The sequence below is a fragment of the Synechococcus elongatus PCC 11801 genome, assembly GCF_003846445.2.
GTDB classification, from domain to species: domain Bacteria; phylum Cyanobacteriota; class Cyanobacteriia; order Synechococcales; family Synechococcaceae; genus Synechococcus; species Synechococcus elongatus_A.
The window spans coordinates 1,513,914-1,532,426 of sequence record NZ_CP030139.2 but is presented as its reverse complement, the minus strand read 5'-3'; the positions used below and the strand labels follow the sequence as shown (position 1 = coordinate 1,532,426).

General features: G+C 55.5%; 21 protein-coding genes and 1 tRNA gene. 8 read left to right on the top strand and 14 right to left on the bottom strand.

The window, feature by feature from the left end; genetic code table 11:
• Nucleotides 1–159 precede the first annotated feature (159 nt).
• Together DOP62_RS07380 and rimM are read left to right on the top strand one after the other, a co-directional pair.
• Complete coding sequence (locus DOP62_RS07380) at nucleotides 160–1,443, top strand: valine--pyruvate transaminase (RefSeq protein WP_208675985.1); 1,284 nt, start codon at nucleotides 160–162, stop codon at nucleotides 1,441–1,443.
• A gap of 3 nt (nucleotides 1,444–1,446) precedes the next feature.
• Nucleotides 1,447–1,992: a ribosome maturation factor RimM gene (gene rimM, locus DOP62_RS07375; protein ID WP_208675987.1), complete on the top strand. Its 546-nt coding sequence runs from the start codon at nucleotides 1,447–1,449 to the stop codon at nucleotides 1,990–1,992.
• Nucleotides 1,993–2,023: 31 nt separating this feature from the next.
• Here the strand turns inward: rimM and DOP62_RS07370 are convergent, their stop codons facing one another.
• The 5 genes from DOP62_RS07370 to DOP62_RS07350 form a co-directional block, all read right to left on the bottom strand.
• A complete protein-coding gene (locus DOP62_RS07370; protein WP_261790075.1) occupies nucleotides 2,024–2,389 on the bottom strand; it encodes a hypothetical protein in 366 nt (121 codons plus the stop codon).
• Nucleotides 2,390–2,593: 204 nt separating this feature from the next.
• Nucleotides 2,594–2,935: a divalent-cation tolerance protein CutA gene (gene cutA, locus DOP62_RS07365; protein WP_208675990.1), complete on the bottom strand. Its 342-nt coding sequence runs from the start codon at nucleotides 2,933–2,935 to the stop codon at nucleotides 2,594–2,596.
• Between the two features lie 9 nt (nucleotides 2,936–2,944).
• A complete protein-coding gene (locus DOP62_RS07360; RefSeq protein WP_208675992.1) occupies nucleotides 2,945–4,339 on the bottom strand; it encodes a hypothetical protein in 1,395 nt (464 codons plus the stop codon).
• Between the two features lie 37 nt (nucleotides 4,340–4,376).
• Entirely contained in the window at nucleotides 4,377–5,684 is a 1,308-nt protein-coding gene (gene hisS / locus DOP62_RS07355) for a histidine--tRNA ligase (protein ID WP_208675993.1), read from the bottom strand.
• Nucleotides 5,685–5,797: 113 nt separating this feature from the next.
• Entirely contained in the window at nucleotides 5,798–6,073 is a 276-nt protein-coding gene (locus DOP62_RS07350) for a helix-turn-helix domain-containing protein (RefSeq protein WP_208675995.1), read from the bottom strand.
• Nucleotides 6,074–6,263: 190 nt separating this feature from the next.
• Between DOP62_RS07350 and DOP62_RS07345 the strand changes: the two genes are divergently transcribed.
• Nucleotides 6,264–6,524, top strand: a complete 261-nt coding sequence (locus tag DOP62_RS07345; protein WP_208675997.1) for a DUF5666 domain-containing protein — start codon at nucleotides 6,264–6,266, stop codon at nucleotides 6,522–6,524.
• A gap of 138 nt (nucleotides 6,525–6,662) precedes the next feature.
• On the top strand, nucleotides 6,663–7,958 hold the full coding sequence (locus DOP62_RS07340; protein WP_208675999.1) for a glutamate-5-semialdehyde dehydrogenase: 1,296 nt from the start codon (nucleotides 6,663–6,665) through the stop codon (nucleotides 7,956–7,958).
• A gap of 10 nt (nucleotides 7,959–7,968) precedes the next feature.
• Here DOP62_RS07340 and DOP62_RS07335 read toward each other — a convergent pair whose 3' ends face one another.
• A complete protein-coding gene (locus DOP62_RS07335) occupies nucleotides 7,969–9,033 on the bottom strand; it encodes an extracellular solute-binding protein (RefSeq protein WP_208676001.1) in 1,065 nt (354 codons plus the stop codon).
• Nucleotides 9,034–9,158: 125 nt separating this feature from the next.
• Here DOP62_RS07335 and DOP62_RS07330 point away from each other — a divergent pair, with 125 nt between their 5' ends.
• Nucleotides 9,159–9,413 (top strand): hypothetical protein, encoded by a 255-nt coding sequence (locus DOP62_RS07330; protein WP_208677112.1) that lies wholly within the window; start codon nucleotides 9,159–9,161, stop codon nucleotides 9,411–9,413.
• Here DOP62_RS07330 and cobT read toward each other — a convergent pair.
• From cobT to folK, 6 genes are all read right to left on the bottom strand, one after another.
• A complete protein-coding gene (gene cobT / locus DOP62_RS07325) occupies nucleotides 9,382–10,527 on the bottom strand; it encodes a nicotinate mononucleotide-dependent phosphoribosyltransferase CobT (protein ID WP_208676003.1) in 1,146 nt (381 codons plus the stop codon). The two genes, DOP62_RS07330 and cobT, sit on opposite strands and share 32 nt — an antisense overlap.
• The gene (locus DOP62_RS07320; RefSeq protein ID WP_208676005.1) at nucleotides 10,517–11,254 is read right to left on the bottom strand and encodes a DUF2232 domain-containing protein; all 738 of its coding nucleotides are present in this window, start codon (nucleotides 11,252–11,254) and stop codon (nucleotides 10,517–10,519) included. The genes cobT and DOP62_RS07320 overlap by 11 nt, the downstream gene beginning before the upstream one ends.
• A 22-nt stretch (nucleotides 11,255–11,276) precedes the next feature.
• The gene (locus DOP62_RS07315) at nucleotides 11,277–12,311 is read right to left on the bottom strand and encodes a M42 family metallopeptidase (RefSeq protein ID WP_208676008.1); all 1,035 of its coding nucleotides are present in this window, start codon (nucleotides 12,309–12,311) and stop codon (nucleotides 11,277–11,279) included.
• Between the two features lie 63 nt (nucleotides 12,312–12,374).
• Nucleotides 12,375–13,064, bottom strand: coding sequence for a YrzE family protein (locus tag DOP62_RS07310; RefSeq protein WP_208676010.1), 690 nt, complete (start codon nucleotides 13,062–13,064; stop codon nucleotides 12,375–12,377).
• 173 nt (nucleotides 13,065–13,237) lie between these two features.
• Nucleotides 13,238–13,783, bottom strand: coding sequence for an NUDIX hydrolase (locus DOP62_RS07305; RefSeq protein WP_208676013.1), 546 nt, complete (start codon nucleotides 13,781–13,783; stop codon nucleotides 13,238–13,240).
• Nucleotides 13,783–14,313 (bottom strand): 2-amino-4-hydroxy-6-hydroxymethyldihydropteridine diphosphokinase, encoded by a 531-nt coding sequence (gene folK, locus DOP62_RS07300; protein WP_208676873.1) that lies wholly within the window; start codon nucleotides 14,311–14,313, stop codon nucleotides 13,783–13,785. Before folK ends, DOP62_RS07305 begins: the two co-directional genes overlap by 1 nt.
• 31 nt (nucleotides 14,314–14,344) lie before the next feature.
• Here folK and DOP62_RS07295 point away from each other — a divergent pair, with 31 nt between their 5' ends.
• Together DOP62_RS07295 and bchD are read left to right on the top strand one after the other, a co-directional pair.
• Nucleotides 14,345–15,112, top strand: coding sequence for a PD-(D/E)XK nuclease family protein (locus tag DOP62_RS07295; protein ID WP_208676015.1), 768 nt, complete (start codon nucleotides 14,345–14,347; stop codon nucleotides 15,110–15,112).
• A 42-nt stretch (nucleotides 15,113–15,154) separates the two neighbouring features.
• Nucleotides 15,155–17,179, top strand: a complete 2,025-nt coding sequence (bchD, locus tag DOP62_RS07290) for a magnesium chelatase ATPase subunit D (protein WP_208676017.1) — start codon at nucleotides 15,155–15,157, stop codon at nucleotides 17,177–17,179.
• A 96-nt stretch (nucleotides 17,180–17,275) separates the two neighbouring features.
• Here the strand turns inward: bchD and DOP62_RS07285 are convergent, their stop codons facing one another.
• Nucleotides 17,276–17,953 carry a hypothetical protein gene (locus tag DOP62_RS07285; RefSeq protein WP_370538761.1) on the bottom strand — a complete coding sequence of 226 codons (678 nt, stop codon included), beginning with the start codon at nucleotides 17,951–17,953 and terminating at the stop codon, nucleotides 17,276–17,278.
• Nucleotides 17,954–18,025: 72 nt separating this feature from the next.
• Nucleotides 18,026–18,223, bottom strand: a complete 198-nt coding sequence (locus DOP62_RS07280; protein WP_222610269.1) for a DUF4365 domain-containing protein — start codon at nucleotides 18,221–18,223, stop codon at nucleotides 18,026–18,028.
• A gap of 210 nt (nucleotides 18,224–18,433) precedes the next feature.
• On the opposite strand from DOP62_RS07280, the gene DOP62_RS07275 reads away from it, so the two are divergent.
• Nucleotides 18,434–18,506 (top strand) — tRNA-Arg (locus tag DOP62_RS07275).
• The last annotated feature ends 7 nt before the right edge of the window (nucleotides 18,507–18,513 follow it).

Genomic DNA, 18,513 nt, shown 5'->3' with positions numbered 1-18,513 from the left:
CTCAGTTGCGATCGCAACCAAACTAACCCTGACCTGAGAAGCTCAGCAGTTTGGCGGCAGCTTCTATAGTAGGCTAACGGCGCCGGTTGTCTTTTGGTCACTACCGGCGATGCAGGTCTTGCGAATCGGTCAACTAGTGTTGCTCTTCTGTCGGGTGCTATGTCCCTAGAATCGCTCAGCCGCTACGGGCGGCAGATGTCTCAGCTCACGGGCGTGCGCGCCATCATGAAGGACATCATTGAGACCTTGCGATCGGGGCAAGGCCAAACTTTTATCAATCTCAGTGCTGGTAATCCAGTTGTTCTACCCGAGGTCGAGCAACTATGGCGCGACTGTACCGCCGATCTCCTCAGCAGTTCTGAATATGGTCAAGTAGTCGGTCGCTACGGCACCAGCCAAGGCTATGAGCCGCTGATCGCTGCCATCATTCAGGAGTTCCAGCAACGCTATGGCTGGTCAATCAGCGATCGCAACATCCTAATTACGCCCGGCAGTCAATCGCTCTACTTCTTGGCTGCCAATGCCTTTGGGGGCTGGGCCGAAGATGGAAGTCTCCGCAAAATCCTCTTGCCCCTCAGTCCCGACTACACCGGCTACGGCGGGGTTTGCCTAGAGCCTCAAGCGGTGGTTGCCGTGCGGCCTCAAATTGAGCGGCTTGGCGACCATCGCTTCAAATATCGTCCCGACTTCGAGAATTTGCAGATTGGCGCCGATACGGGCATGCTGCTGTTCTCGCGACCCTGTAATCCCACGGGCAATGTGATTAGCGATGCGGAATTGGAACGTCTGGCAACCCTTGCGGCTGCGCAGAATGTGCCGGTGTTTGTCGATTCAGCCTACGCACCGCCTTTCCCAGGGCTGAATTTTACAGAGATGACGCCCTATTTTGGCGACAATATCGTCCATTGCCTCAGCCTCTCAAAAGCTGGTTTGCCGGGGGAACGCCTGGGTATTGCGATCGGCCCTGAGTCCGTGATTCAGGTGCTCGAAGCCTTCCAGACTAACCTCTGTATTCACTCGTCTCGCTATGGTCAAGCGATCGCGGCACGGGCGATCGCCTCGGGACGGTTGACCGCGATCGCAGAAACTGTGATTCGACCCTACTACGCAGCTAAGTTTGCACGCGTTGAACGTCAGCTCGATGCCCTCTTGCCCGATTCTCTACCCTGGCGCTTGCATCAAGGTGAAGGCGGAATTTTTGCTTGGCTCTGGCTGGAAGAAGCACCGCTGGATGATTGGCAAATCTATCAACAACTCAAACAAGCGGGCGTGATTGTGGTGCCGGGCAGTTCCTTCTTCCCAGGGCTGCGTGAGGATTGGGCCCATACGCGCCAGTGTCTGCGGATCAGCTTAGCCGCCGAAGATCACGAATTGGATACGGGCATGGAGCGTCTTGCCACCACCGTGCAGCAAATTTACCGTCAAGCCCCTATTCCCGCCTAAACCATGCCTGAATCCACCACGTTAGAAACCGCTTGGCTCACAATCGGGCAAATCGTTGCCCCTCAAGGGTTGCGTGGGGAAATGCGCGTCAATCCCAGCAGTGATTTCCCAGAGCGCTTTTTGGTACCTGGTCCGCGCTGGCTGCGTCGACCCCGTCAAGCAGAGCCTGAGGTTGTGGAACTAGAACGCGGTCGGGCGATCGCGGGCAAAAATCTCTACATCGTGCAACTAGCCGGTGTAACCAGTCGTGAACAAGCGGAAGCCCTACGGGGGTGTGAACTGCTTGTCCCCGCTAGCGATCGCCCCCAGCTCGAAGAGGGTGAATTTCACGTCTTAGATCTTGTTGACCTCACGGTGATCGATCAAGTCAGTGGCACCCCTTTAGGAACCGTGCGAGATGTAATCAGCGCCGGCAATGATTTGCTCGTGGTTGAACTGGCTGATGGACGCGAGGTCTATATCCCGTTTGTTGAGGCGATTGTTCCCGTAGTTGATCTGGAGCAGCAGCAAATTGAAGTGACGCCACCCCCCGGACTACTTGACCTGTAGGATGCTCGGGATTGTTGGTCCGACGGCTTGCTCAGGCAGGATCTGCCAGCCTAGTGTGGGTTCTTGCCCAGCGACTCGCAGCTCCAAAGACAGCTTGATTAAACGGATCATCGGCTAGCGATCGCCACTCATGCAGGGGTTCACCGTCAGCGTCTAAATCCTGATAGTCGCCTTCTGCTAAGCGGTACAGACTGCGGTAGGTGACGGGCTCGCCCACTTCTGGGAAGAAAACGCTATCCGCACGCAACAGGCCAGCTTGTTCAACCACCGATTGAGGATCGAGCCACTGTTGAGCGTTCCCTTCTTGCCAAACCCGTAGCCAGCCGCGCTGTTCAACCTCTGCAGGACTCAGCGCCATGACCAACACCACTATCAGGACAGTTGCGATCGCTCGCATGGCAGTCAAGCTCAGCTGCGATGACGTTGCGGCCGAATCGGCAACAACCAAAGCGCAAGGAGGAACAACAGCAGGCCGTAAATCTGGCTTTCGCTGGGATGAGGGACCGCACTCGACAGCGGCATGGTACTGCTGCTGGAGGGGGAAACAGTAGCAAAAGTAACAGGTCTCATTCCTCTCACTGTAACAGAATCGATCGCCCGTTCAGGAGAGGCTAGAGCGGAGCCAATCACCGTAGGCAGCACTGCTCGCGATCGGTGTCAGCACCAGGCATTCCGGCAGATCATAGGGATGCTGCGCTTGGAGCCATTGCTGCAGGCTTTCGAGTCGATCTGCTGTGGTTTTGAAGCTAAGTTGCTGTTCCGTGTCTAGGGCGATCGCCCCTTGCCAGCGATAGCAGGATTGGATCGGTGTGATGCTGACGCAGGCAGCAAGTCCTGCTTCCACGGCAGCTTGCGCTAACTGCTGTGCCTCCGCTTCTGTGGCTACCGTCGTGAGGAGTAAGCGCAGATCAGGAGTCTCAACCAGTGGACTGGGTTCAGCCATGGCAATTCCTCAGGACAGCGTTGGCAGGCGTAGGGGCAATACCGCTTTGCAGCTCTCCTGTTGGCTCAGCAAGTCAAAGGCGATCGCTTCCAGTTGCAACAGGTTGCGGTTCAAGGGCAGGAGCACCTGTGTTATCGCCTGGAGTGCTTGGCGATCGCTCGACTGAAAATCAGTGACGAGACAGAGGGGACTGGCGCGCCGACGCGTTTGGCCATCGTAGAGCCACAATTTCACGGCCAGGCGCAGTGAGGAAGCGGGCAAACGAATCTGAACGTCTAAATGGGTTGCTGTCGCTTGTGGGAGTGCGATCAGTTGCAGCTCGGGCACAGGGATGGCGGTGCTGGGACGCAGTAGCGGCGGCGGGAGTTCAGCTTCTGCCAAGCGAGGATCAAGGCGTTCTTGCTGAGGGCTGGGTAGCGCAGGCGTTGGGGTCGTCACCAAGGACTGAGCTTGGCGCTCCTCCTGCACCGTTTCAATCAGCGATCGCAACCGGTTGATAAACGTGAGATTTAAGCGCGGTGGCAGAGATGTTGCGGGGCCTGGCTGGGCGGATTCTGGTGGGGGCACTGAGGGTTGTTTGCCCGCTGTGGGTTTGACGAATTGAGGGAGATCGGGACTACTGCGCTGTTTGGCCTCCGGCTGAGGGGGGTCCGGCAGCGAGATTGGCTCAGGTTCTGGCTCAGGGGCGGTGATGGCGGCGATTGGTTCTGGACAAAGCACTGTGAACTGGGCGATCGCCTGTTGCTGTTGCCAGGTCAGTTGCACCGTCCCTTGGCAATCGTGATCTGTCCAGTCGTGGGGTAGCTGAAGGGGCAGGCTAAAAGCCAGTGGGAACGTCGCGAGTTCTAAGACCTCGCGGGCCATGGGACGGACTTGATCGGGGCGATCGCCGGTTTGCAAGGTGATCAGTAGTTCCGCTTGGGTGGGCCAATGGCGCTGGGGAAGCGCTGGAATCACCTGCACCTCACCGCTCAGGGTCAGCAGTTCTCCCGGTTGCAGCAACAGGCGTTCTTGACGCAGCAAAATCCGGAGCTGGGGTGTTTCAGATTCGGGCTGTAGCCAGTCAGGGTCCGCTTCCAACGCACCTGATTCCCGCTGCAAGACACGCAAACTGACTGTGCAAGTACCGCAGTGAATCTCCCAGAGGCCCGGCTTGAGGTAGGTGTAGGGAAAAATCCAGACGCAACCTTGGTCGTCGGTGTCGCGTTCCTGACGATAGACCCGCCGTTGCGGCGGATCGGCTTCTAGATCAACATAGACGATGCGAATCGACACAATTTGATCGGATTCCAGTCCTTGCCGATCAAGCCGATAGCGCCCTTCGAGGATTTCTAACTCAGCAGAATCCAGCGTGAGTGGGTAATCATCCCCTTCTTGCTGCAATATCCATTGCTCTTCTGCCATGCCGATCGCTCAAAGCCTGCAGCCTGCTTGCCGTTCATCATAAGGGCGCGACCTCAACCGGCGATACTGCTCGAGCAGCTTGGAGGCACGATCGCCACGTTTCTGGATCGTTCCAGAGTTCTGCTTGGTTCACGACTTGTTGCTCGCCTGACTGCAACCATTTGAGGTTGACTTGACCCTGTTCCGCTTCCGCATCCCCCAAAACCAAGCAAGCGATCGCGCCACTGCGATCCGCCCGTTTGAACTGCTTGCCAAAGGCACTGCCGCTAAGGTCGAGTTCGACGCTAAAGCCTGCCAGCCGCAGTCGCTGTGCCAGAACTAATGCCTGAGCTTCCGCGATCGCTCCCCGCGACACGAGGTAGAAATCCAAGCTCGTCGGCGGTACTTTTTGATTTTGTTGCAGCAGCAGGATCAGGCGTTCCAGCCCCATCGCCCAGCCAACCGCAGGGGTTTCGGGGCCACCGAGTTGTGATACCAAGCCGTCGTAGCGACCACCGCCACAGACTGTCGCCTGTGCTCCCAGATCAGAGGAAATGATTTCAAAAGCTGTGTGGGTGTAGTAGTCCAAGCCCCGCACCAGCTTGGGTTCCAGCCGATAGTCAATCCCTAAATTCGTCAGGAGTTGCTGCACCTGCTCAAACAACTGCCGCGATCGCTCGCTGAGATATTGCTGCAGGCTGGGCGCATCCGCCACGATCGCCTGTGTCCGTTCGTCTTTGCTGTCGAGAATCCGCAGTGGGTTGCGCTCAAGGCGATCGCGGGAGTCCGGATCGAGATCTGCCGCGTAGGGCGTCAAGTAATCAACTAACGCTTGGCGATAAGTCGCGCGATCGCTGGCATCACCCACGGAGTTGAGATCAAGCCGCAGGTTTTTCAGTCCCAAGGCTTGCAGGATTTGTGTCGCCAAGGCTATCGCTTCGGCATCAGCCCGCGCATCAGCTGTACCCAGTAGTTCCAAGCCCAGTTGATGAAACTGGCGTTGACGACCAGCTTGCGGACGTTCGTAGCGGAACATCGGACCGCAATACCACAGCCGCTGCACGCCACCTTGGCTGGCCAGACCATGCTCGATGTAAGCCCGCACCGTGCCCGCCGTACCTTCCGGCCGCAGGGTCAAGGAGCGATCGCCGCGATCGCGGAAACTATACATTTCCTTGCCGACGACATCCGTGGCTTCGCCGATGCCGCGCTCAAACAAGGATGTCTGTTCAAAGATGGGCGTGCGAATTTCTTGCACTGCCGCTTGGCTCAAAATCTGGCGGGCGGTTTGCTCTAGCCACTGCCAAATCTGACTTTCGGAGGGCAAAATGTCGCGGGTGCCGCGCAGCGCTTGCAAGCTAGCCATCGTTCTTGGGAAATCGGGTGGGGGCGCGTTCCAAAGAGGAACCCTTTCCAGCATGGTCTGAAAAGGGAACGTCTCGGAAGTCAAAATCAGGATAAGGATGGAGCGATCGCAGCTTAGGAAGCCGCCGCATCGCGATTGGGCAGGACGCAGCAGTTGACTTGATCGAGGCAGACCTTGCCCCACTGCAAGGCCCAACGGACCAAGGCGACTCGGTTGTCCGTGCCAGTTTTGGTGAGGATGTTGCTGATGTGGTTGTCTACCGTTCGCTTGCTGATATCGAGCTGGGTGGCAATTTCCTGATTCGTCAGCCCAGCCGCCACGAGATCTACGATCTGGAGCTCACGCTCAGAAAGCGCACTGTTGACGGGAAATTCACCACTTGCCGTCATAGCGACTGCCGACCTCAGGTATTTGTACTTAGCCCCCTTATTCTAGGCTGATGATTTGCGATGTCAGCGCTTGTTGACGCGTCTTCTCTATGGAATTGGCGATTGCATCGCACCTTCAGTACTAGGAACTAGCGTCGATCAGGTGCGATCGATACTGGACTTGTCAAAACTCCTCGTCGGTGCGCGACCCATGAAACCGCTATTGTGGCTGGCGATCGCCAGCCTAAGTTTGCTGTCCTTACCTGCCCAAGCCAAGGAGGACTTCTACGGCATTATTCAGCAGCGCCCCAGTGGGACAGTCGGAACTTGGACGATTGGCGATCGCGCCGTGACCGTGACTGACCAGACGGAGTTGGAAGGAAATCTTGTTGTCGGCACTTGTGTGGAAGTCGACTTTGACAACGGTCGCGTCGAAGAAATCGAAGTGGAACCTCTGTCGAAGTGTCGCTAGATCCAGCGTTGGGGATAGCGATCGCGGTTTGAAGTCCGGCGAAGTTTCCAGATAGGCTGGAGCAAGGATCAGGCTGGGGTTAATTCCGATCACCTAAAAGCCCTCCTTCAGTTTTTTGTTGCCCGTCCCTAATTTGCTGTGGCTACTCTGTCTGCCGATCTTGAAGTTCAAGCCCAAGCCACTCGTGCCGCGGCGCGTCAGCTCGCGCAGTGGAGTGGCCCCGCACGGCAAGCTTTGCTGGAGGCGATCGCTTCCAAACTGATGGCGGAAGCAGAAACGATTCTGGCGGCCAATCAGGCGGACTGCGAAGCGGCGATCGCAGAGGGCATTGCACCGGCACTCTATGCCCGTTTGAAATTGGATGCCGACAAACTAGCGGCGGCGATCGCCGGTGTCCGCGATCTCGCTAAACTGCCAGACCCGCTGGGTCAGATCCAGATCGATCGCGAGTTGGATGAAGGTCTGATCCTGCAGCGGCTGACCTGTCCGGTGGGCGTGTTGGGCGTTATCTTCGAAGCCCGTCCCGATGCGGTGATCCAGATTGCTTCACTCGCGATCAAGTCGGGTAATGGCGCGATCCTCAAGGGCGGCCGCGAAGCGATTCGGTCTTGCCAAGCGATCGTGGCGGCGATCGCCCAGGCGCTGGCTGAACAACAAGCCCCGGTTGATGCAATTCGCTTGCTGACTAGCCGCGAAGAAACGCTGGCGCTGCTCAAGCTCGATCGCTATGTCGATTTGATCATTCCGCGTGGCTCCAATAGCTTTGTTCGCTTTGTGCAGGACAACACCCGAATTCCGGTGATTGGTCACGCTGACGGTATCTGCCATCTTTACGTCGATCAGGCGGCTGCGATTGATAAAACCGTGACGATTGCCGTTGATGCCAAGACCCAATATCCGGCGGCCTGCAACGCGATCGAGACGCTGTTGATTCACGAGGCGATCGCACCCAGTTTTCTGCCAGTAGTCGCGGAAGCACTACAAGCAAAAGGTGTCAGTTTGCGCGGGGATGCAGCGGCTCAGGCGATCGTGCCGATGGCAGCCGCGACGGAAGAAGATTGGCGCACTGAATACAGCGACCTGATTCTGGCCGTGCGGATTGTGCCGACCCTTGAAGCCGCGATCGCCCACATCAATGAATACGGCTCCGGTCATACCGATGCGATCGCTACGGAAGATCCCGCTGCTGCCACGCAGTTTCTTAGCCAAGTCGATAGTGCCGGCGTCTATCACAACTGCTCGACCCGCTTTGCCGATGGCTTCCGCTATGGCTTCGGTGCGGAAGTGGGGATCAGTACCCAAAAACTACCGCCCCGTGGTCCCGTTGGTCTGGAAGGACTGGTGACCTACAAGTACGTCCTCAGCGGCGATGGGCAAATTGCCGCCACCTACAGCGGTGCTCAGGCGAAACCATTCCTGCATCGCGATCGCTGATCAGGCTGCTTCAAGCTCGGCGAATCGTTTGCCAAAGTTCGAGATAGCGATCGCGCACTGTTTCCGGTAGGGGCAAGATCAGCTCACTTTTCTCCAAGATGGCCTTTGGCGGGATCTGGAGGGGGGCTGCCTTGGCTGGGGCAATGGCTGCAGCAGTCAACACAGCCGGTGAAGCTGCCAGCCCAAGGGCTGCAAATTGTGGGGCGATCGCGGGCGACCAACCAAAGTCAATCCAGCGATCGCTCAAGGCTTCACTCACCCGTTTCTGTGGTTGTACCCAGAGATCAAGCCAAATGGACGTCCCGGATCGTGGCACCACTGCAGACAGGCGAGAGTCACGGCGCAGTGCTGCCAAAATATCTGCCGACCAGCCCACGGCAGCTAAGGCATCACCCAGCAGCAGTGGCTGTAAATAATTCCGAGAACTGTAGAGCTTGACCTGTTGGTGGAGTGACTTCAACAGCGGCTCAAGGTCGGGAATCTCAGCCAAGTTGGGTTGGTTGTAGCTCCAGCCCAAGCGCTTCAAGGTGAGACCAATCACCTCTCGCGGATCGTCCGGCAGAATCAGTTGCCCTCGCAGCTCTGGACGCCAGAGATCGGTCCAGTCTTGGAGCGGACTGGTCAGGCGATCGCGGCGAAAGGCAATCATCGTTGTGCCCCAGCGGTAGGGCGCTGCCCAAATCTCACCTGCATCACTGAGAAAACCCTGGCGATCGCGGCGAAGTTGTTGTCGCCAGCGTTGGGGGAGAGCCGTCCAATGCCGCCAGTGATTGGGGTTGAAAGGTGCGAGTCGTCCTGAGGCGATCGCTTGTTGCAGCCAGCCATCCCCAATGCCGACCAGATTCGGCAGTTGCGTGGGGTCATCGTTCAGCAAGCGACGGCTACTCTCCGCCAAGCCAGACCAGCGATCGAGCTGCACTGTCAGACGAGTGCGATCTTGAAATCGCCGCAGAATCGGCGCGGGAATTGTGTTGCCTGGCAGTGCCAACTGCAAGTCAGCCGAGCGGCAGCCAGTCAGTGCCAGCGCTGGCAACCCCGCACTCGCTTGCAGAAAACGGCGACGACTCAAAAACATCCGATCGGCTCAGGCAAATCCCTCGGTCATGCTACAGCGCCCCCGAAAGTTAAGTCTTTGGGATCAACGCTGCCTGCCTTGATTCCGATTTTTAAGATGGCCGAAGTGCCATTGCCCCTGCCCATATGACCGACCTGGAATCTCAAATTCGCGAACTCCAAGCTCAACTCGATCGCCAGTGGTTGGTCTTGTGTGAGCTGCATCAATATGTGCTTCAGCAGCAGCCCGCCTTCTCAGTCGCAGTTGCAACGCCAGAGTCCACTGCAGAGGCCGATCTGCAAGTTCAACGGCTGCATGCCCAGCTCACAGCCGCCTATGGCCGGATTGCTGCCTTGGAAGAACAAGTCCTCAATCAGTCGCCGCACTTGCAATACCGCTAGCTGCGATCGCGCGATCGCCCAAATCATCCACCCATGCTCGTAGGGTTTCGACAGTGGCACCGCAGGTCAAACTGGCGGCGATCGCCATGCCTCCCGCAGCAACCCCTTCTTTAACAAAGCCCTGCTCGTAGACGCGCAATTGCGCATGGCGCGATTGGCTGAAATCCAGCTGTGTGGATAGCAGCAATGGTTCTGAGCCCAGTTGTGCAGCGATCGCGGGCCCTAATTGAGCCACCTGGGCACTGCGATCAGCCATTACCCAACGGGTCGTCCCGACGGCAATCCGATCCGGTTGCCATGCCACGCCAGTGCGAGCGATCGCGGCCATCAGTGCGTAGGCTGCCAGCATTTGAGTGCCACCCGCCAACAGAATCGGCATCGTTTGACTAGCCGCCATGGCCAATCCCGCTGCCGCAATCAACATCGGATCGGCGATCGCTGCTGCGAGTGCCAAGGGCGATCGCTGAGTGCGATCGGAAATTACCGCGAGTCCTTGTTGAACAATCGCTAACTTCTGGGTGTGGTTACAGGTGGGATGGCTGCTACTGACGCAGCCGGCTGCTTCCACGCCCAATGCCAATAGCAGGGCTAGGGCTGTGCTGGTGCCGCCAACCACACATTCACCCAGAACCAACCAGCGATCGGGATGTTGAGCCGCGATCGCCGCCCCTTGGGCCTGTCCTTGCTGGAAAAGTTGTTCTGCGACTGCGATCGGTAAGGCCTGGCCAGTACTGAGGCAGCGTGCCGGTTGACTAGCGAGGCGAATGGCTGGAACTGGCAATGGCTGCACCAGTCCTGCATCGATCAAGACGAGTGGCGTGGCCAACTGCTCCACGCAGGCTCGCGTGATCAGAACTGGCGATGCGCCTGCCTGTAATGGAGGCAATGGGTATTGCGGATGCGGAGTCGGACCGTTGTAGAGAAACTCAGCATCAGCGTGGGCAGTGTAGCGGCGATCGCGAGGCGTTTTGCCCGCTGCTGAAATGCCGGGGATCAGTGCCGTTTCAGTAAAGGCCAGCAGAACAGCCAACAAAGGCGATCGCCCCTGAACTTGAGTCAACCAAGGGTTCAGTTGGGCTTCACCCCCCCAGCAAGCGATCGCGTCAGGCAGCATCGAGATCAAGGACGGTCTGTAACCACTCTGGTGGGGCAGGAATCGGGGTTCCCAAGCGGCGGAAGAGCACCCAAGCCACCCCATGCACAACAAGGACGTAGAGCAGACTGCTGAGAGCGATCGTTACCAAGGCCACCGCTTGCACGGTTGAGAGTGGAATCTGGCCCAGCCAGCCCATCAGTCCCATCAACCACTCTAAGAAGCCCGTGACTTGAGCTGTGAGGTAGGTCCAAATGTCCTCGCCCAAGAGTACTGACAAAACTCCGAGGCGGAAGAAAAAGCCAATGGTCTCTAGGCCGCCTCCCAGCAGAATCGACCAGCCCCAGGAAAGGCGTCGCTGCCAGCAGCAGCCTAGTAAAACGCCGAGGCAACCCGGCGGCAGCAAAAAGAGGATGCCGCGAGTGGGACCGAGGAGGACGAACAACAACAGACTGGCGACGATCGCCCCTAGCCAAGCGCTACGCGGGCCCCAGCGTCGGTAGAGCAAGGCGATCGGCAAGGGGAATAGCACCCGTAGCACCGGCCCCAGGGGGAAGAAGAAGTTGACTAACCAAAGCAGCGCCGCAGCACTGGCCATGAAAGCCGTTTCCACCAGTGCCAGCGGTCCCTTAGGTTCTGTGCGGGCAGCGATCGCCATAGGCGTCACGGGTGTTGCCGCATTCGCGTCGGCATCGACCCAACTATCCCAATCCTCGTCGAGCGGCTCCTGGGCCGGTTCTATCGTCATGCACCGCGACCTTGACTCGCTCTCATCCTACTGGCTGAAGATACTGCTGCAGCCAATGACTGCACTGGGCGATCGCAGCAAGGTTCGCGATTTCGTAGCCGTGGGTGTTGTCCGTGGCAAAGCCTAAGCAAGCGGCTCGAGGCACATGACCAAACTTCATGGCGATCGAGCCATCACTGCCAAAGCCCTGCAAAACTGCTTCCTGTATCGGCAAGTCGATCGCGATCGCGGCTTGTCGCAAGTCTTGATTTAGATCCTCGTCATACAGGCCGTAAGCATCTTGGGACAGCAGGACGGGTGCTTCGCTGGCAGCGATCGGATATTCCGGCGCAACGGGAATAATCTCCAAGGCAATCAAGGCCGCTAATCGCTGACGTTGGCTATGGAAGAGCGCTCCGACCGCACCCACTTCTTCTTTGGCTGAGGCGACAAGATGAACGGTGTAGCGAGGCTGCTTCAGCTGCACTGCCAGATCGAGCAAAATTGCCAGCGAGGCTTTGTTGTCGAGGGCATAGCCAGCAATATGTTGCCCTAAGCGCTGCGGTCGCTTGCGATCGCGACTAACCACGACGCGAGTGCCGGGTCGGACACCTGCTGCTTGCAGTGCTTCTAAGGACTGTTTGGTTTCAATCCAAGTGTCTGGCCAAGTTAGAGCCTTTTCGGTCTGCAATGCCTTCTGAGGCGAAGCGTGGGAAACATGGCGTGCACCAAAACTGAGAATGCCAGGCACGATCGCGCGATCGCCCAGCAACTCCACCGGCCCTTCGCCATAAGTCCAGGGATAGGAGCCACCGAGCCGATTGACACGGACACGACCCTCTGGCGCGATTGCTTCGACAATCATGCCGATTTCGTCTTTGTGGGCCGTGATGGCAATCACCTCGGGGCGATCGCCCGCAATTCGCACAATCAGATTGCCTGCTTCATCCTGCTCAGGACTGCAACCCAACGCCTGAAAACGCTGCTGGAGATAAGTATCAATCTCGCCTTCCCAACCGCTCGGCGAATGGCAGGCTTGGAGCGCCGCAATTTCAGCAAACCAATCGTCCAAAATCATTAGCTTCAAAGTCTCTGCCAGCCAAGACTGATGTGTAAAACTATTGCAATTCCACTTCGGATTCTATACTTCTGATTCGCAGCCTGCTTTGAATTGCTCAATCAATTGTTCGATCTTGATATTAGCTTCATTTAGTTTAGCTTCTAGCTGAATTTGGGATGACCTAAGCTCCTTTAATCGGGCCTCTCGTTTTTCAATCCATTTTCTTTTCTTACTTTTTTTAGATACAAAATTATCATAGTAAATTCCAACAACAGGGCTAACAAATGCCAAAATCACGCCCATCAAAATCAAAATCGTTTCCCTTAGATAAGCTGAAATAAATGCCATTAGCACGACTAGTAAAAATGAGATTAAAATGCCAATGATAAGACCTTTGTTAGTTAATAGATGATAATTTTCTTGACTCCCAAGAGCTACAAGACTAGATTTAATTAATCCTTTTTCATGCTTAATTTTTACAAACTGAGGAACGAAATCTTCAAGAAATTTATTCATTAGATCTCTGTCTTTTTCGTGAGCAATATCGAGTTGACAACCTAATAGAATTTCTATTGATTTAAGAACGGCAAAGGCATCACTAGCTCGCCATGTGGTTCCACAGTCTAAGCAATAGTTAAATGCATCTGTTTCATTAGATACTATTTCAATAATGCCAAGAGCTGCATATCCCAATCCAGATATTCCCCAAGTGACTTGGCTATTTTGCTTCAAACTAATGTGGTCTGAACCACAGTTGGGGCAATTCGCCATCTCAGCATCTAAAATTCGATGCCTTGAGTCTAGCCATCCGAGTAGACAGTGCCAAGTGCGATAGGCTTTTTATCTGCCGCATAGATTTATAGCCATTCAGTGCAATCTGCGACCAAAGGAAGTCCCAGATCGATAGATGGCAACTGCTTGCTGATGATGGACTTGCCAGTCTCTTAGCTTTGCTTCAGCTGCTGATAGAGCCAGAAAGCCGTGATTGTTTTCGCGTCTACCGGCTCACCATTACGGATCGCTGCGCTCAACTCTTCAGGCGTCAAAGCCAGCACTTCAATGTCTTCATCTTCATCGCCTGCAGGCGGATGCTCCAGCTTTTCTAAGTCAGTGGCGAGGTAGGCGTAAATCACCTCATCGGAATAGCCTGGTGCGAGGAAAAAGTCCCCGAGGTGTTGCCATGTGCCAGCACGATAACCCGTTTCTTCTTCAATTTCGCGGGCGATCGTGGCTGCTGGATCTTCGTGATCTTCGACGGTGCCTGCCGGAAATTCCAGCAACCAGCCTTCTGCCGCAAACCGATATTGACGCACCAACACTAAACGACCATCCGGCAAAACAGGAACCGCTAGTGCTCCGCCTGGATGCCGAATACAGGCCCATTCGCCCTCGACTGTGTTGGGTAGGCGCAGTTGGTTGACTTCAAAGTCGAATTTGCGGCTGCGATAGGAGAGTGTCTGACGCAGAATTTCCGGCGGGGTGCGATTCATTAGGGGCTCTCGGCCAACGTTTCCATGCTACCGAGTCGCTCGATTCCGGTTGAGTCCACCCGTTGCGCCAAGGTGGCGATCGCCTCTCTAGTGACTGGTTCAATCCAATCGGGGGCGATCGCTGCTAGAGGAATCAAGACAAAGGCTCGCTGGGTCAGATAGGGATGCGGCACCGACAGGGTCGGGCTTTGAATCTGGCGATCGCCGTAGAGCAGCAGATCTAAGTCCAGGGTGCGCGGCCCCCAGTGCTCCAAACGTTCACGACCCGCAGCAGCCTCTAACGCCTGCAGTTGTCGGAGCAAATCGTGGGGCGCAAGGGAGGTTTCTGCGATCGCGCAGGCATTGTAGTAATCCGGCTGGGGTGGCCCTACAGGCGGTGTTTGATAGATGGCCGAAACTTGTAGCTGGCGAATGCTGGTCAGGTCTCTTAGTTGCGCGATCGCCTGCTGGAGGTGCAGAGCTCGGTTCCCTAGGTTACTGCCGAGAGAAATCGCAAAGGCAGTCCAAACATGACTTTCTAAAATAGCCACAGGAACGGCAACCACTGGAGAATCGCATCAGATGAGCCGCTATCCGGCCCTTTCTCAAGGTACGTTGCAGCGTCTGCAGGATTGCCCGCGCTTATTTCAAGTAGAGGCACTGGAGCTGTCAAGCCGTTGGTTTCAGCATGATCTGCGCCAGCGCTTGGACTGGGGTCGCCGCTTCCACCGCTTGATGCAGCAGCAAGCCTTGGGCATCGCGATCGAGCAGATGCAAACGGGCGATCGCAGTTTGGATCAATGCCTCGCAGATTTTGCTGAGGCTCAACCCCAGCTGTTTGTGCCGCCACCAGCGGGCTGGCACCGACAGACGGAATGCCGTTGGCAGTGGCCCTTTCAAGATTTTGTGCTGGTCGCCATTTTTGACCGACTGGAATTGAGCGATCGCGCCGCCCAGATCCACGACTGGAAAACTCACAACCGCCCGCAGACGCTGGAAACTCTTGCGGCGAGTTGGCAAACCCAGCTCTACTGCTGGCTGGTGACGGAGCGCAGTGGACTGCCGCCCGAATCTGTGGCCATGCACTACTGGTTTGTTCTCAGTCAGCCTCAGAAGCCTGTCACGATTCACTGGAACCGACAGCAACACCAGCAAACCCAGCAACGGCTAGAGCGGAGCTTGCAGGAACTAAAAGGCTGGCTGCAGGACTATCCGCAAACGCCGTTGCCGCAGCGACCCGATCGCAATGAACGCTGCCAGACCTGTGAGGAACGCGATCGCTGCTGGCCACCCACTCCTTCTGCGGCTGCGATCGCCAGTTGGGATGAGATTCCGGTAGTAGAGCTGTGAGCTGGCGTCTTATCCTGAAAAGCAGCCCCCCGAACTGATCTCATGATCGCTGCAGCCCCAAGTCCTACTGCATTCCCTTTACCGGCGGTGGTCGGCCAAGGTCCGATCAAGCTGGCGTTGATCTTGGCGGCAGTGGATCCGGGTTTGGGTGGGGTAGCGATCGCTGGCCGTCGGGGTACCGCCAAATCGGTGATGGCGCGGGCCTTGCATGCACTGCTGCCGCCGATTGAAATTCTCGAAAACTCGTTCAACGCCGATCCCAACCGTCCTGGCGACTGGGATGCCCTGACCCAGCAGCGACAGGCCAACGGCGAGGAACTACCGACTCGCGTCATCCCGGCTCCCTTCTGCCAAGTACCGCTGGGCATTACTGAAGACCGGCTCCTCGGTTCGGTGGATGTGGCGCAGTCGATTAAACGGGGCGAAACGGTTTTCCAGCCCGGACTGCTGGCCGAGGCTCATCGCGGCGTTCTCTACGTCGATGAGATCAACCTGCTGGACGACCAAATTGCCAACCTGCTGCTGACAGCAATTAGTGAAGGCCGTAACCGGATTGAGCGAGAAGGCATCAGCATTGAGCATGCCTGCCGGCCGCTGCTAATTGCCACCTACAACCCTGAAGAGGGGCCGCTACGCCTGCACCTGCTCGATCGCATTGCGATCGCGCTCTCTGCCGACGCGATTTTAGAAATCGAAGACCGCGTCCAAGCCGTAGAGCAGGCGTTGCGTTACGCCAATGATCCCGCCAAGGTGCTGGAAGCCTACGCCGAAGAGACCGAAAGCCTGCGCACCCAAATTCTGCTGGCGCGGGAATGGCTGCCGGATGTGACGATCACACCCGAGCAGATCGGCTATCTGGTGCGCGAAGCGATTCGCGGACAAGTTCAAGGCCATCGCGCCGAACTGTTTGCAGTACGAGTCGCCCGGGCTGCGGCTGCCTTGGAAGGCCGTACCGAAGTCAACGCTGATGACTTGCGCCTTGCGGTGCAGCTCGTGATCGTGCCTCGGGCGACCGTGCTGGATTCGCCACCACCGCCGGAAGAGCCCCCTGCTGCTCCGCCACCACCACCGCCATCACAGGAACAACAGGGCGAGGACGAGCAAAATGAGCAGGAGCCGGACGAGCCCGAAAACGAGTCGGATGATCAGCAACCCGATACGCCACCGCCGATTCCCGAAGAGTTTGTCTTCGATGCTGAGGGCGTGGTGCTCGACCCGAGCGTCTTAGTGTTTGCCCAGCAATTCAGTCGCCAAGGTAAGTCCGGCTCGCGATCGCTGATCTTTTCCGAAGATCGCGGCCGCTACATCAAGCCAATGTTGCCACGTGGGCCGGTGCGCCGGATTGCGGTTGATGCAACACTCCGAGCATCTGCGCCCTACCAAAAAGCCCGCCGACAACGGCAGCCCGATCGCAAAGTGATCGTCGAAGATGCGGATATCCGCAGCAAACAACTGGTGCGCAAAGCCGGTGCGCTGGTGATCTTCCTCGTCGATGCTTCGGGATCGATGGCCCTCAACCGGATGCAATCGGCCAAAGGTGCCGTGATTCGTCTACTGACCGAAGCCTATGAAAACCGCGATCAAGTGGCGCTAATTCCCTTCCGCGGCGAACAAGCGGAAGTCTTGCTACCCCCGACGCGATCGATCACGGCAGCGCGTAAGAGGCTCGAAAAAATGCCCTGCGGGGGCGGGTCGCCGCTGGCGCATGGTCTAACCCAAGCGGTGCGAGTGGGCACGAATGCGGCTCAATCGGGGGATATCGGTCAGGTGGTGATTGTGGCGATCACCGATGGTCGCGGCAACATTCCGCTGGCGCGATCGTTGGGGCAACCGATGGAGGAAGGCGAGAAACCGGATCTCAAGGAAGAACTGCTGGATATCGCCAAGCGGATTCGCGGTCTGTCGATGCAACTACTGGTCATCGATACCGAGCGTAAGTTTGTTGGCGCAGGCTTCGGCAAAGAACTCGCCAATGCCGCCGGTGGTCAGTACTATCACCTGCCGAAAGTCAGTGATCAGGCGATCGCAGCGATGGCACAAAGCGCATTGAGAGCGACCCTCAATTAAGAGCTAACAGATGGTCTCAACAAAGGAAATAGACTCACTAGGTAATGAGTCTATTTCCTTTGTTGACCAAGAGAGCAATGAAATTAGTTGCAAAGCCTAGGGATAAGAAGTGTGTTGAGCTAAGTAGGTTGGCATAAATCTTTCACGTACTATCTCTTCATAGATATTACCCAGAGTAACAAGGCGATGCCAAATGCCACTACCATTGCCACATTGATCTAAAATATCTTGATACTCTTCAATCTGAACACCTTTATCTAAGCGATACTTTAAATTATTAAGTTCGTCAAAACTATACTTAATTACCCCCCAAAACTCATGATTGCGCCATATGTCTTGACGTAATAATGTTTCAGTAAATTTGTGTATTGTTTCGATGTCAGCCTCTTTAGCTCCACCATACTGAGCTGAGTCCAGTAGATAATCAATTTCTTTTTTCTGAAAATAAAACTTATTAAAGGCACCGTACATTTTTGCACGTTTACCATATGCTCTCAGAGCCACAAGATTATTTTTTTGATTCAGGATTTCATTTTTTACAGGAATACGCAAAGTCTTATATTTTTTTCTGAAAAAATTGATGTCTTCTGGCACTAGAATCTTGTCAATATAGTCATTCAAACAGATAAAAAATGTTCGTTTTGTTATTAAATCTACAACGATCAATAGAACTGGAACTGCTGACCCCATAGACTGTACAGTAAGGATTTCAGAAGTCTCAATCTTAAACTTAATAATTTCAATGTCAAGATACTCAGATTTATCCTCTATCAATTTTCCTAGCTTGATATTGCTCCTAGGATAAACCCGTTGAGTTTTATACTCAATTGAACTAGATGCCTTAAGCTACACAAAAAAGCTTTCACCTAGGGTTTCAGCTACTGTTTTTTTGTTGTCGATATAGTCAAACAATTCGACTACATAATCAATTCCGTAGTCTGGCTTGTACTCATGCACAACCCATGCCTCAGGGATTTTTTCCCTAAAAATTTGGCAGGAAATATCCTCTTTTATTTGATTGATTGATCTGCGTTTTCTCTTCATTTTTTTGCAAATGCATTTGTGCTATAAAGTACCATTTGAATTTTAGATATAAACATTGTTTGCTCAGAAAAGAGCTGAAAATATAAGGAAAGACAACAGGAATGATACAAGAGAAGGATTCAAAATCTGCTAAAAGGTATTGCACCTATGGCACTTCTTATGATTAGTGCTCTTGAATCAAAGTCAACAACGGGCGAGAATGGACAAGCTGCCTCAGTAGCTCAGTGGATAGAGCACCCGCCTTCTAAGCGGTCGGTCGTTGGTTCGATCCCAACCTGGGGCGTTAGGCG